Here is a 12662-nt window from a genome sequence, read left to right as displayed (position 1 = left end):
TTGAAGCAAGCCTAACCATTCCGGGAATGGACAATACGCAGGATGGAATATGAGTTATCGCGCTTCCGTCGCCAGTGCCTCGCATTACGCAAAAGCCCGCCTGCGCCGTTCGCTCAAGGCTCGGCAGCTTCGCTACGACCTGCTGCGCAGCGGACTCAAACAGGCGCGTCACGTTGTCATCTCAGTCATCCGTGACGAGGGCCATCGGCTGGCATTTTTCCTGCAATATTATCGTGATCTCGGATTCGAACACTTCATCTGCATCGACAACGGCTCGACGGACGGAACGGCTGAATTGCTGTCCAGCTTCGATGATGTCTCGCTTCTGACGGCCCATGGCTCCTACAAGGCGGCAAGATTCGGAAACGACTGGGTCAATGAGGTGATCAATCGGCATTGTCGGGAGAAATGGGTGCTTTATGTCGATGCAGACGAGTTCCTGGTCTATCCGCATTGCGACACCCGCCCGATCGATCAACTGACAGCCTATATTGAATCCACCGGCGGCCATTCGCTCCGCTCGGTGATGATCGACATGTACAGCCCGCGTCCCGTTCTCGACAACATATGCGAACCCGGCCGCAATCCGCTCGAAGTCTGCAATCTTTTCGATCGATCCGGCTATGTCGCACATTTCGACGAACGCAACTGGACGACATGGATCAAAGGCGGCGTTCGCGGGCGCATCTATTTTCGCGATCGCCTCTGGGACGGACCGGCGCTCAACAAGATCCCTCTCATATATGTGACGGGTGAACGGCTGTTTCTCAAATCATCGCACCAGGTCTGGCCGCTTTCCCTGAATCTCGGCGACATGCGCGGCGCGCTCGGCATATCCGGCGCCCTTCTCCACTTCAAATTCCTCTCGACCTTCGTGCACAAGGTCGCCGATGCCGCGCACCGTTCTCAGCACACGGAAGAATATACCGTTTACTCCTCCGACAAGGACATGGGTGACTTCGTCTGTGACGATACGGGCACTTACACGAGTTGGAAGGACTTGTCCGACCGCGGGCTCATTCAGGGTGAAGGTTGGAAATACTGGCGAAATATCTCCGGGGGCGAAGTCTAAACAGCCTTAGCGCCCCCGGCCGATCGACAAACCTATTTCGAAGCCGCCCCCGCCAATTCCCCTCTTGTGCCGCGCTGCAGGTAGAGGTTCTCGAGCCAGGTCACCTGTTTCCTCAATTCCAAGGCCGGCTTTTCGATGAATCGCCACGAGAAGGCGGCAAAACAAGTGACAATGACGCTGCAGACGATCCCATTCAGCCACCAGTTATGCGCCCAGGGTCCGAGTGCGACGAAGGCCTGCTGGATCGGATAGCCGTAGAGGAATACGCCGTAGGAGTAGTCGGCCCCCTGAAGCATTCCGAGTTTGCGGGGCGAGGTGAGGCCGAGAAAGACCGTTACATATCCAATAGCCGGAATGGCAATGAAGTCGCCAAAAGAGCTGAACCAGTAAGCCCACAATATCACGGCCACAGAAGCGATGAAAATCCGGAAATCCCACAGAATCTTGTCCTTGTAGAGATAGATGGTAACGCCCACGAGGAAGGCGCCGATCAACAGATTCCCCGACGCGGTCGTTGGCATGGATGCCCAGTTGCTTTCATGTTTCCAATATCGTGCGAGCCCGAAACCCACAATCAGCGCCGTCGTTGCGACGAGCGCGAGCACGCGCCGCCTGACCACGCCGAGCAGGAAAAGGACGGCGATCGCAACGTAGCATTCAAGTTCGAAGGGCACGGTCCAGAGCTGCCCGTTCACCATCGCGGCATCAGGATTGTTCAGGAACACCCCCGGCAGATTAAAGTGAATGTGCCCGGTGACATTGAGCAGATATGTAAAAAACTGAGGGTCGGTGAAGTAGTTACTGAGGTCATACTCGGTATAGATCGCTCCAAGTATAAAAGCAGCGAGCAACACTTCCACTGCGAGAGCGGGGTAAATCCGGATAAACCGATTGCCAAGAAAAGAGATCAACGTCCTCGATCGCGCGAGACTGCCGGCAACCAGGAACCCGCTCAGGGCAAAGAACATGGGCAGCACCGACTTGATAAAAGGACGCAGGGGCGTTTCCCACAAAAACAGATCATCGCCATAGGTGACGCGAGCCGTATGAATCCAAAGCACCGAGAAGGCCAACAGCAATCGCATGTAATCGAAGCCTGTCGGCCGCCCCTTCGCCAGATCAAGTTTTTCGCTGAGAACCATCTGTGCCCCTTTCAGAAGTTTTGACGCAATTTGAAATCGCAAGCTCTCGCCGCAAACCATCTCAAGCATCATTGCCGGCTCAGGGACGCGTGTCAGTGACCACAGCTACATCGGGAAAGATTCGAGGGGAGTACTTCTCTTCGGGTACGAATTGGATGAGGAGACGATGAAATTTCTGGCCGCTCTGTTCTGTATCGTTATTGGCTTTATCGGATTGGGCTTGATGGGAGGCGGCGCCTTGCTGCTCAGCCTCGGCGGCTCGCCCTATTACGCAATCACAGGACTTGCCTACCTCGTAGCGGCAGTTCTGCTGTGGCGCCGGAAGCCACTGGGCGCACTCATCATCCTGCTCGTCGCCGTTTTAACTCTTCCATGGGCATTATGGGAGTCCGGCACCAATTTCTGGGCGCTCTTCGCACGCTTGATGTCGCCGATCGCGCTGGCGGGATCTGCGTGTCTTTTTGCACCAGCGCGTTTGCCGACCGCCAATCGAAAGCTCTTCCATGGCGGCGCCCTGCTTGCCGCCATTCTGTTTGCTGCAGGCTTCAGCCTTGCTTTTACGCCGCATGAGGTGATCCGCCCCTCCAGCGACATTCCTGCCTACAAGACGGCCAAAGGCGACAACTCCCCCTCCGACTGGACATCCTATGGCCGCAGCACGGCGGGAGATCGCTATTCCCCATTCGATCAGATCAATCGCGGCAACGTTGCCAAGCTCGATCTTGCCTGGACATATCGCACAGGAAGAGGCGACGGCGTCGATCAGAACACGCCTTTGCAGATCGGCGATACGGTCTACGCTTGCACGCCGACGGATGTGATCGCAGCTCTTGATGCCGATACCGGAAAACCCCAATGGACCTTCGATCCCAAGGCCTCGGCGCCCTACTGGCAGCGCTGCCGCGGCCTCGGCTATTACAAGATGCCGGAGGAAGGCCGGTCGCCCGATGGCCTTTGCAACGAGCGCCTGATACAGACGACGATCGATGCCCGCCTCCTCGAGATCGACAGCAAGACCGGAGCGCCATGCACCGGCTTCGGCGACAACGGCACCGTGCAGCTCTCTCAGGGCATGGGTGAAATCAAGACCGGCTACTATTTCCAGACATCGGCTCCGCTGATTGCCCGCAACCTGATTGTCATCGGAGGCTGGGTCACCGACAATCAGGAGGTCGGCGAGCCGTCAGGCGTCATCCGCGCTTTCAATGTGGTGACCGGCGAGCTCGAATGGGCATGGGACCTCGGCAATCCTGCGATCACCAAGCTTCCGCCGCAAGGCGAGACCTACACCCGCGCCACACCCAATATGTGGACGACAGCTGCCTTCGATGACAAGCTCGGGCTCATCTATGCGCCGCTCGGCAATACCACGCCGGATTATTTCGGCGCCAATCGCCAGGCTTTCGCCGATCAGTACAACGCGACATTGGTGGCGCTCGATGTGACGACAGGCAGGGAGAGATGGAAGTTCCAGACCGTGCATCACGATATCTGGGACTATGATCTGCCCGCCCAACCGGTGCTGATCGACCTGCCCGACGGCAATGGCGCCACCGTGCCGGCCATCTTGCAGACCACCAAACGTGGGCAGCTGTTCCTGCTCAACCGGCAAACGGGCCTTCCCCTCGCCGAAGTTCAGGAAAAGCCGGTGCCGCAGACGGGAGGCGCGCCGGAGGAGAAACTGTCGCCGACGCAGCCTTATTCCGTCGGCATGCCGACGATCGGTGCGGAACGCCTGACGGAGCAGAGGGCCTGGGGCCTGACGATGTTCGATCAGCTGGCCTGCCGCATCGCCTTTCGCAAGATGCGCTACGACGGCGATTTCACTCCGATCGGCACGCATCCTGCAATTCAGCAGCCGGGAAATCTGGGCGGCCTCAACTGGGGAAGCGTCTCGGTCGACCTGCCCAACAACCGCGTCTTCATGAACGATATTCGCGTCCCCAGCATCTTCGCGCTCGTTCCGCGAGCCGATTATGTCGATTTCGCCCTTGTCACGACCGCGCACGGCCCCTCCGCCCCGCAGCGCGGCACGCCTTATGGCATGACGACCGAGAAATGGACGTCGAGACTGCGCATTCCCTGCACGCAACCGCCATGGGGCACCGTGACGGCATTGGATCTGAACACACGCAAAATCGCATGGCAGGTGCCGGCCGGGACTGCCGAACAGCTCGGACCTTTCAAGATCAAGATGAATTTACCCATGTCGATGGGCTTGCCGACCTATGCCGGCACATCGGCGACTGCGGGCGGCGTCGTCTTCTTCGCCGGCTTCCAGGACTATTACATCCGCGCTTATGACGCCGAGAACGGCAACGAGCTTTGGAAATATCCTCTGCCGGTCGGATCGAGTGCGACGCCAATGACCTACGTCTCTCCGAAGACAGGCAAACAATATGTTCTGGTCTCGGTTGGCGGAGCAGCAAATTCGACTGACGTCGGCGACTATGTGCTCGCCTTCTCCCTCAACAACTGAGATTTGACCGCGTCGACGGTCGCTCTTTGCTGTCTTGGTTCGAAGAGAAACCGGGTTACGGGCGCGACGCGAAAACTTGCGGCGTCCTGGTCACCGAACGATTTGGGTCTAGCCCGAGGGATCGCCGTGAACCGATCATAGAATTCATTTGCCGGCCGTGCGATCGCCACCGCGCGCTTTGAGCGCACGCTGCTGGTGATGACATTTGACCCGGTGTAACCTTCGCGGCACTTCGCGGATGGCAATCGATCGAGGACGAGCTTGCCGGATAGCCTGACAGCGGCAGATAGCCTAAGCCGACAGATGTCATCCACAGGCCTGCGCAAGGCATAATGAATTCACCAAGATAGGCTGCGGCTATCGCTTTTGCTGCTTTCGAGGATCAAATAAATCGCCCAACGGACTGCCAGCTTCACGCTGCAGGAAATGCCATCTGGCGGACTTACTGCTGATCAGTTCGGCGGGGCGGCGTCGCTCTGCGGGCTGTCGTGCTGCTCGAGAGGTTTTAGCCGAGTGACACCCCAAAAGCCTTTTACGACGACGCCGATCATGACAACAAGGCCAAGAAACATTAGGACGTTATACAATGTCATTGGGATATCTCCCGCTTGGTTCTGGCAAACATAGATGAATTTGGCCCGGCTCGCGAGAAATAAGGTTCCGAGTGTCAGATGCAGGCACCACCCGTGTTCGCGATGCCAGGGCGGGTTCTGAATGGAGGTTGCATGTTCGAATCGGTTACCGACAGCGCCGCTGCCGCTGATGGAGGGTCACTCGCGTTGTTTGTCACGAGATCTGACCGACAAATTGAGCGCTTCATTATAAATCGCTCCATCAATTCCCGCGGAACGGCCGCCTACAACAAGGTCACATCGAACCTCCGCTCACTTTCCGCTGATGATTGCCGGGAGATCGCGGGGGCTCTTGAACCGCTCTTGACGAAAACTCCCCCGATTCACCCGCTGCCGGACTTCATCGAAACGCTCAAAGAACAAAATTGATCTGGCGGGACCTAGCTATCGACCCGCGCGCGCTCAGCCGTCCCGCTACCCAAGGCACGAAAAAGCGGCGCATGATCACTGCGCAGATGATCGGAGACACTTGGCGATGAAGGCTTTGGTGCATGGATGACAAACCCTATGAAGAGCCCACTGAAATCTCCGTCAGTCTAACCAGCCCCGAAGCGATCGTGCTTTTCGAGCTTCTGTCCCGCTGGATTGCTGACGATAACGCCCCGCCAGGTACTGAGAGTTTTCATCATCCAAGCGAATGGGCGGTATTTCAGGGGGTTTTGACCTCCCTGGAATCGCAGTTGGTTGCTCCTTTCCGGGAAGATTATAAGAAAATTTTGAGCCAGGCCCGAGAGAGGATATCGCTGGACTATTCCAGATTCAGATTGGAAGAGTGAGGGTCACCAACGGCGAGCCCGCATAAGCAGCCATTTTGGCCCGATGTCTTTGCGCTCAACAGCTACGGACGAGAGACCCCGTCAGGGGCGCTTGTGAGCGAAGAGGCATCCACCTGTTAAAATTTTGATTTCGCGCCCATAGCGTTTGGGACGACCCGCCCAATCGGTTTGGGGCGGCCAGGCAATGTGCTATCGGATGACATAGCGATCCTTCTCGTCGAGCTCCTGAGGTTCGACCAGCACGACAGATTGCTGCCCAGCATTGGATATGTGCACAAATGAATATGGATTTGCTGTTTCATCATCTGGAATCAGAATGGACCTGTCGAGCGCAGAGCAAGGCGGCTGGCGCTCTCCGGGATGGCAGGGGCAGCACGCTCGGATAAACAGATCGTGATGAGCTGAGAATATTCCTCCGGCGTCGAACACTCGACCACGCAGGTGACTGGAAGCGTCCCGATCTCGCTGATGCTGTGAGCGATGGCGACATCCTCAGGGGCGACGCTGAGCATTGCGGCGACTCCGCGTTGCAATCTTTCATCATCCACAGGCTAGTCCAAAACTGTATCAAACCAAATCATTGCTGGCTCCGAGGATACGGCTTGCCAGATTGCCATCGTCGGCTGGCGATGAAAACGAGGAACAACCGCAGCTCGATCTTGATTTATAATGAAACCAGTATCCAGGATAGCAGGTGACCACCATCGAGACCTCCAGGCCCAGAGTTCGCGTTATCGATCTTGAGACAGGCGGCAATGGGCCGAACGACGTCTGCGAGATCGGATGGCAGGACGTCATCCAAGATAGCCATGGCACGTGGGAGGTCACCGGCGAACGCGGCGCGTTGCTGGTAAATCCCGGCCGTCCGATCTCGGCGGATACTATGGCCGTCCACCATATCCTAGACGCTCAGGTCGCAGACGCACCCTTCTGGAAAGAGATTGCCGCAAGCATTCTTCGGCCGTCTGGCCGCATCGATGCGCTCGCAGCCCACCGAGCAGCGTTCGAGCAGCGCTATTGCACACCGAGATTCACCGGAGGCACACCATGGATCTGCACATGGAAGTCTGCCATGCGGGTCTGGCCTGATCTGCCGCGGTTCTCCAACCAAATGCTCCGCTACCAACGCATGCCTTCGGGTCTCGTCCATGAGATCGGCCTGCCAGCGCATCGCGCCATGCCGGACGCCTATGTGACCGCGCATCATCTTCGCGATCTCCTGAACGAGACATCGCTTCTGCAGCTTCTGAGCTGGAGCAATGAGCCTGGGCTCTTGCCTCGCGTCCCATCGGGACTGGATCGAGGGAAGGGCTGGGATCGGCTGACGGACGAAGCGCTGCAAGAGTTCGCTCGCGACCGTGATGCCGACATCCGCTTCAGCGCACAGACCGAACTATCGCGTCGGGGTGAGTATACCGAGCAGTCGGTCGTCGAGCCGGCGCAGAAGTCCTTTCTGTGAGGCCGGATGGCGAACGTCCGCAGCCCTCTTGCGCTGGAGCAATCCGATTTTCGATCTAAGCTTCGTGGCGCCTGGTGCTGTCAGAGGCTCGACGGACATGTCAGCTCCCGCATCACAACGCGCACGGAGACAGGGTTGGCAGGCTCGGCGAACGACATCTGCAGGTAGGCGCGCGCGCCGGTTGTCCGCACGTCTATGAGGAAACGCCGTCCGCCGTCGCGTGGCCGCAAGCGTGATCCGTCTAGAAAGCGCAACAGGCCCCACGGCCCCGGCGCGCTCTTTTTCTCAACCGCACTACCGCTATCGAAGGAAATTTCGAGGCCGCGTGATGGCAGGTCCCCCGGCCAGCTAAAGATCACCGCCCCGCCTGTTGTGGTAACCGGAGCCCGAGCGCCGCCGATCGAGATGGTAGCCGCACCGCGTTGCGCCAGTGCCTCCAGCGATACAGGCAGACGCGGCGAGGTTCCCTGACGAAAGAGCGCGCCGCCGATCGCGGAAGCTTTCTGAAAGAACGCTGCACTTTCGGGCGCGTAACCAGAAAGCCGTGCTTCCGGTTTCCAGCGCCACGGGTTCGTGGATATATCCATCAAAGGCGCCAGCTGCGTTCGGAAATAAGTCTCCACCAGACCATTCGGCGCGAAAATGCGCGCGACTTCGGCCATATCCGCGTCCGACCCGTCAAAGAACGGATAGCGGCCTGCGACAGCAGCCTGGCATGCCATAGCGACCTCGCCCCAAGCCCCTGGCGGCCTTGCTGTCGGGGCCGGATCTTCGGCCATTTCTACCGTCTTTGGAGAGGCCGTCTGGGAGATCACGTCTTCGACCATTTGTACGACGAGGAGCGGCGCCTGCTGCAGGGCGACGACAGAGTTGGCGCGCTCCTGTGCATCCATCAACGACCTTTTGCCGATTTCTGAATTTACGTCGAGAAGGGCAAGCGCGACATTCAGCGACACAAAAAGCCGCGAGATTTCCGACATGCGACCCTGCTCCACGAACTGGATGGCAGGCCCGAGTGTCGCGGCAATGCGAAGCTGGTTCGCATGGCTGCGGCTGCGATCGGTGCCGCCCGCCTGGCGCCATACCTCACGGATCAGGGCCGAGAGCGGCGAGTTGGTGGCGCTTAGCACACCGCTGACGATAACCGCGCTCGGTTGGTCGGTGAACGGCCGGACACGAAGATCGCCGAGGTACTGAGACCACGTCTCCAGCGTTCGCTTCTGAAGAAGGTCCATAACTGCATCAGCACTCGCCATGTCGGCGGCTTTCAGGAGGTTGGTAGTTTCGGTCTTCGCCTTCCCGATCGCCTCTTCTGCAGCGCCAGAGCGTGCATAAGCCCACCCTGCCTCAGTGTAGAGACCGGGCACGGCCTGCTCGATGGGCAGTCCGGATCTGCGGATCAATATCCTGTCGAGACCAGGTGCCGCCTGCCCGAGAGACCAGGCTGGAAGGCCCGCAGTTTTCTCGGCACGGGCGAGTTCGAGCATGGCTCGCTCGTTTGCAGAGCCCTCTGAAGCAAACTGTGTTGCTTGAGCAATTGCTTCGGGATCCGGCTGTTCAAGATCTGCTGGAGGTCCGGACATGGCAGCAACATGCATTGCCATGCCGGCAAGTTCGGGAAATGTCTGGGCTCGATCGTCCACCCAGCCGGCGAGGAACCGTGGTTGCCAGTCCGAGGTGCCCTTCAAGATAGACCAGGCGCGCAGGGAATCGTAAAGTGCGGTCGCCTCTCCTTCCGTGGCGATAGCAACACCAAGGGCTGCCGCAAGCGGACCGCTGGCCAGGGCGTCGACGGCTTGGCCATAGCGCCGGCGTGCGGCCTCTGCCGGATCGAACATCCCCAAATGATGAATGAGACCAAGAGGTGAACGCTGCGCATCCTGCTCGACAAGTCGAACTCCCGCAAGGAATGCATCGAGTTGGGCTGCGCGCGCCGCCGGTGTTGCCACGCGTCCGGCTTCCACGACACGTGCGACATCGGGCAGTTGCGATAAAAGCCGCTCGCGAAACCGCCATTCGGCCCATGCTGCCCAAACCACCAGAATTACCAGGAAGAATCCGATCACGAGAGCAGCGAGACCGCGATCCGCGAGCGTTTTATGCTGTGTGCCCGATAGAAGCGCCGCTTGGACAGCGTCGTTACAGTGGCCGAGGAAGCGGGCGAGATCCCGGCTCGCAGGCCCTGCCTTCGCTGCCGCTCTCGCTCGTTCGGCCAACCTGCTGGCCGCCATAACGCCCCCAATTGGCAGGGCCGCGGCAAGCGCGCGCTCCCATTTTCGGATCGACAATGCGGGATTGTTACGCGCTCGCGCGTCAACCAAAGCGACAAGGGCGTCGCGGGCATCCAGGAGCCAGTCCTGCGGGACCTTCCTGCGTCGTGCTTCGGTCTCGAAGGCGGCGACGAGGGTCCGTGCCATTGCCGCAAGCTCGCGTGGATCTGGTTTCTTTTCGCTTTCGGCACGTCTTGCAAGATCCAATAGGGGCTGTGCCAGTGCGGCAAGCACATCTGCTTGCATAGGGGCTGGGCCCGGCGGTTCGAGATCCCCCTTCACAGCTTGCCCTCAGCCGCCCATTTTCGCAGCAGCGCCTCGCCGACCTCGAAATGCATGGAATCTTCGCGGCTATAGCCCGCCCCCCAATACCAGCCAGCCTCGTTGAAGAACTCGGCGAGCACCACGAGCCCGAATTGCGTGCTGTTATCGCCCATGTTGTCGAGGTTCTTCTTGAGCGTCAGGTCGACGGCCGCGCCCCACGCGTGTGAGGACACCGACTTCGAAGAACCCCGTACATACCTTGCACAGAGCGCGCCCGCGGTTCCGATAGCGGCATAGATATCTGGCTCTTCTCTTTTGAGGCGCGCCATGATCTGCTGGAGCGAATCGAGCGCTGGTCTGATCATGGTCAGACGAATACCGCCGATGTCGCGGGTTTCGAGTACATGCAGCAATTTCGGATTGGTGACCGGTGCACAGGTGGTTGAATAGGTGCTTCTCGGCTCGCCCAATATCTGTCGCAACACGGCTGGGGTCGGGCGTATGACATTCTCGTTGAAACGCTTCTTGGCCAGTTGCATCGGTTCAGTCAGATTTCCTTCCTCCTCACGCGGTGCCATACCGCCGAACTGGTCCGTGAAGAGCGGTGAGGGATCGGTCTGTTGGACGGCTTGCGGATTAATGACGGGGGCTGTCTGAGCAGGGCCGGGAGGTGGAGCTTTTTCCAACTCCATCACCCTGCCGCCGACATCCGCCATCTGTCCTTTGAGGGTGTTCAATTCAGAGCGCAGCCCCCGGATTTCGCTGTCCTGCTCGGCAAGTTGCTGTGTGAGCCGATCTATTTTGCCCGCATTCGGATCAAGTTCCGTATCTTGCAAGAGGTTTCCGACGAACGCAAAGATGACGGCTGCGAGAATGATGCTCATCCCGATGACGATGGCCGCGATGGCACTCATTTGCCTCAAGATACCGCAGCTCCATCAATCTGGACGACAATCACTGAAACGTTGTCCGGGGCGCCGTTATCGAGAGCAGCGCCGATCAATCGCTGACAGGTGACCGCCGGCGTTGAAACGGCATCCATAAGGGCAGCGATCTCGGCGTCCGCCACACAGTCGGTTAGCCCGTCAGAGCAGAGAATGAGGACATCACCCAGGCAAAACGAAACTTCCGTGGTTTCGACGACAAGATTATCGGACGCTCCAATCGCGCGTGTTACAACATGCGCTTGCGGGTGCTGCCAGGCCGCCGCGGGAGAAAGGCGCCCATCGTCGAGAAGCTCCTGCACGACCGAATGGTCACGCGTCAGCTGTTGTAATTCACGATCGCGCCAGCGGTAGGCCCGGCTATCGCCCGCCCATGCAAGCGAAATAGTGCCGCCGTGCAGAAGCGCAGCCACCACGGTTGCACCCATCTGCGCCACGTCGGCCGAGGTTGCCCATCGCCGAATGGCGGAATTGGCTGCCTCGAGCGCGCCCACCAGATCGGCGCTCGAAATTGGAGCATGGGGAAGCAGAGCTAGATGCTCGATCACCAAGCCTGCTGCGACGTCGCCGTGGCCATAACCGCCCATTCCGTCGGCGACCGCCCAAAGCACGCCTGTGGGATCTATGAGTATTGCGTCCTCATTGCGGTTGCGAACATGACCGGTGTGGCTGAGCCCGGCCCCTTTCGGCCTGCCCGGCCAGCTCGGGACCCGCGTCGAGGGACTATCGGGATACTCCGGGGTCATGACCGGAAGAACCTCATCATTCGCTCCGCCGTGAGGACCGCCACGGAAGCGGTTGCACCCACGGTCATCCTATAGTAATTTTTTGGTCAGGCGAAACATTTTTGCCGAGAGGAACCTAAAATGAAGCGCCTGCTGACTTTGAAGCTGCTGGTGTCTCTCGCTTTATTCTTCACGTTACAAAGTGAATTGCGTGCACAGGAACTAAACGAGACGGCGCTCAAGGAACGTTTCCAAAGGCAAATGGAATTGTTCAGGGCAGCCAAGCTCGGGCCGTCCCGCGGCCTCGTGCTGACCAATTCCGGGCCTGCGCCTGAGGCAACGCCAGTGCCGATCACTACGCCCGAGACCCCGCCGGCCAAGATCGGCTCTACTCAAGCGAGTAGCAACCCGGGCGCTTCGGCAAATGTGGCTAAGGAGGCAACAGTCGAGGCCGGCCCGACTCCCGGACAGGGGCCGGTGGAGACTTCACCAGCAACTGCGGCAGCGACGATAACAACCCCGCAGACATACTGGAAGCTGCCTGACGATGATCAGGTTAACTACCGCGTGCAGTTTGCCTTCGATTCCTCTGCCATCGCACCCAAGGAGAAGCCGATGCTGCAGAAGCTCTGCAGTGTGGTGAAAGAAATGGATATCAAGCTCATTCGTATTGTCGGTCATACCGATGCCTCCGGCGGAGCGAGGTACAACCAAAATCTCTCCACGCTGCGTGCAAGGGAGGTGGCGCGCTTCTTCACAGAGGATTGCCAAATTCCTCGTGAACGGCTCGAGGCTGTTGGCGTTGGCGAGCAGTTTCTGCTCGATCCACAAAAACCGAGGGCTGACGAGAACCGACGCGTCGAATTCCAGGCAGTCAGCTAAACGCGCATAGCAGCTGC

12 protein-coding genes are annotated in these 12662 nt (G+C 58.9%); 6 read left to right on the top strand and 6 right to left on the bottom strand.

Features of this window, described 5'->3' with window-relative positions; all coding sequences use genetic code 11:
• The first annotated feature begins 49 nt into the window (after nucleotides 1-49).
• Nucleotides 50-1072 carry a glycosyltransferase family 2 protein gene (locus GA0061105_RS22000; protein WP_092752833.1) on the top strand — a complete coding sequence of 341 codons (1023 nt, stop codon included), beginning with the start codon at nucleotides 50-52 and terminating at the stop codon, nucleotides 1070-1072.
• A gap of 32 nt (nucleotides 1073-1104) precedes the next feature.
• Here GA0061105_RS22000 and GA0061105_RS21995 read toward each other — a convergent pair whose 3' ends face one another.
• Nucleotides 1105-2214 carry an acyltransferase family protein gene (locus tag GA0061105_RS21995; RefSeq protein WP_092752999.1) on the bottom strand — a complete coding sequence of 370 codons (1110 nt, stop codon included), beginning with the start codon at nucleotides 2212-2214 and terminating at the stop codon, nucleotides 1105-1107.
• Nucleotides 2215-2380: 166 nt separating this feature from the next.
• On the opposite strand from GA0061105_RS21995, the gene GA0061105_RS21990 reads away from it, so the two are divergent.
• Nucleotides 2381-4693, top strand: a complete 2313-nt coding sequence (locus GA0061105_RS21990; RefSeq protein WP_092752831.1) for a membrane-bound PQQ-dependent dehydrogenase, glucose/quinate/shikimate family — start codon at nucleotides 2381-2383, stop codon at nucleotides 4691-4693.
• 452 nt (nucleotides 4694-5145) lie between these two features.
• On the opposite strand, the gene GA0061105_RS32930 is transcribed toward GA0061105_RS21990, so the two are convergent.
• On the bottom strand, nucleotides 5146-5286 hold the full coding sequence (locus tag GA0061105_RS32930) for a hypothetical protein (RefSeq protein ID WP_167358574.1): 141 nt from the start codon (nucleotides 5284-5286) through the stop codon (nucleotides 5146-5148).
• Between the two features lie 132 nt (nucleotides 5287-5418).
• Between GA0061105_RS32930 and GA0061105_RS21980 the strand changes: the two genes are divergently transcribed.
• Together GA0061105_RS21980 and GA0061105_RS21975 are read left to right on the top strand one after the other, a co-directional pair.
• The gene (locus GA0061105_RS21980) at nucleotides 5419-5694 is read left to right on the top strand and encodes a hypothetical protein (RefSeq protein ID WP_092752829.1); all 276 of its coding nucleotides are present in this window, start codon (nucleotides 5419-5421) and stop codon (nucleotides 5692-5694) included.
• Between the two features lie 122 nt (nucleotides 5695-5816).
• A complete protein-coding gene (locus tag GA0061105_RS21975; protein ID WP_092752827.1) occupies nucleotides 5817-6101 on the top strand; it encodes a hypothetical protein in 285 nt (94 codons plus the stop codon).
• A gap of 311 nt (nucleotides 6102-6412) precedes the next feature.
• Here the strand turns inward: GA0061105_RS21975 and GA0061105_RS21970 are convergent, their stop codons facing one another.
• A complete protein-coding gene (locus GA0061105_RS21970; RefSeq protein ID WP_092752825.1) occupies nucleotides 6413-6613 on the bottom strand; it encodes a hypothetical protein in 201 nt (66 codons plus the stop codon).
• Nucleotides 6614-6795: 182 nt separating this feature from the next.
• On the opposite strand from GA0061105_RS21970, the gene GA0061105_RS21965 reads away from it, so the two are divergent.
• On the top strand, nucleotides 6796-7560 hold the full coding sequence (locus GA0061105_RS21965) for an exonuclease domain-containing protein (RefSeq protein WP_245304386.1): 765 nt from the start codon (nucleotides 6796-6798) through the stop codon (nucleotides 7558-7560).
• 80 nt (nucleotides 7561-7640) lie between these two features.
• Here the strand turns inward: GA0061105_RS21965 and GA0061105_RS21960 are convergent, their stop codons facing one another.
• The 3 genes from GA0061105_RS21960 to GA0061105_RS21950 are packed head-to-tail and all read right to left on the bottom strand — an operon-like array spanning nucleotide 7641 to nucleotide 11784.
• The gene (locus GA0061105_RS21960) at nucleotides 7641-10076 is read right to left on the bottom strand and encodes an ImcF-related family protein (RefSeq protein WP_092752824.1); all 2436 of its coding nucleotides are present in this window, start codon (nucleotides 10074-10076) and stop codon (nucleotides 7641-7643) included.
• 32 nt (nucleotides 10077-10108) lie between these two features.
• The gene (locus tag GA0061105_RS21955; protein WP_064697456.1) at nucleotides 10109-11008 is read right to left on the bottom strand and encodes a M15 family metallopeptidase; all 900 of its coding nucleotides are present in this window, start codon (nucleotides 11006-11008) and stop codon (nucleotides 10109-10111) included.
• Between the two features lie 5 nt (nucleotides 11009-11013).
• Nucleotides 11014-11784, bottom strand: coding sequence for a PP2C family protein-serine/threonine phosphatase (locus GA0061105_RS21950; protein ID WP_064697455.1), 771 nt, complete (start codon nucleotides 11782-11784; stop codon nucleotides 11014-11016).
• Nucleotides 11785-11904: 120 nt separating this feature from the next.
• Between GA0061105_RS21950 and GA0061105_RS21945 the strand changes: the two genes are divergently transcribed.
• Nucleotides 11905-12645, top strand: coding sequence for an OmpA family protein (locus tag GA0061105_RS21945; protein ID WP_092752822.1), 741 nt, complete (start codon nucleotides 11905-11907; stop codon nucleotides 12643-12645).
• Nucleotides 12646-12662 lie beyond the last annotated feature (17 nt).

It is taken from the genome of Rhizobium aethiopicum, assembly GCF_900094625.1.
GTDB lineage: Bacteria > Pseudomonadota > Alphaproteobacteria > Rhizobiales > Rhizobiaceae > Rhizobium > Rhizobium aethiopicum.
The sequence above is the reverse complement of the archived record's forward strand: the minus strand, read 5'-3'. Positions and strand labels throughout refer to the sequence as shown.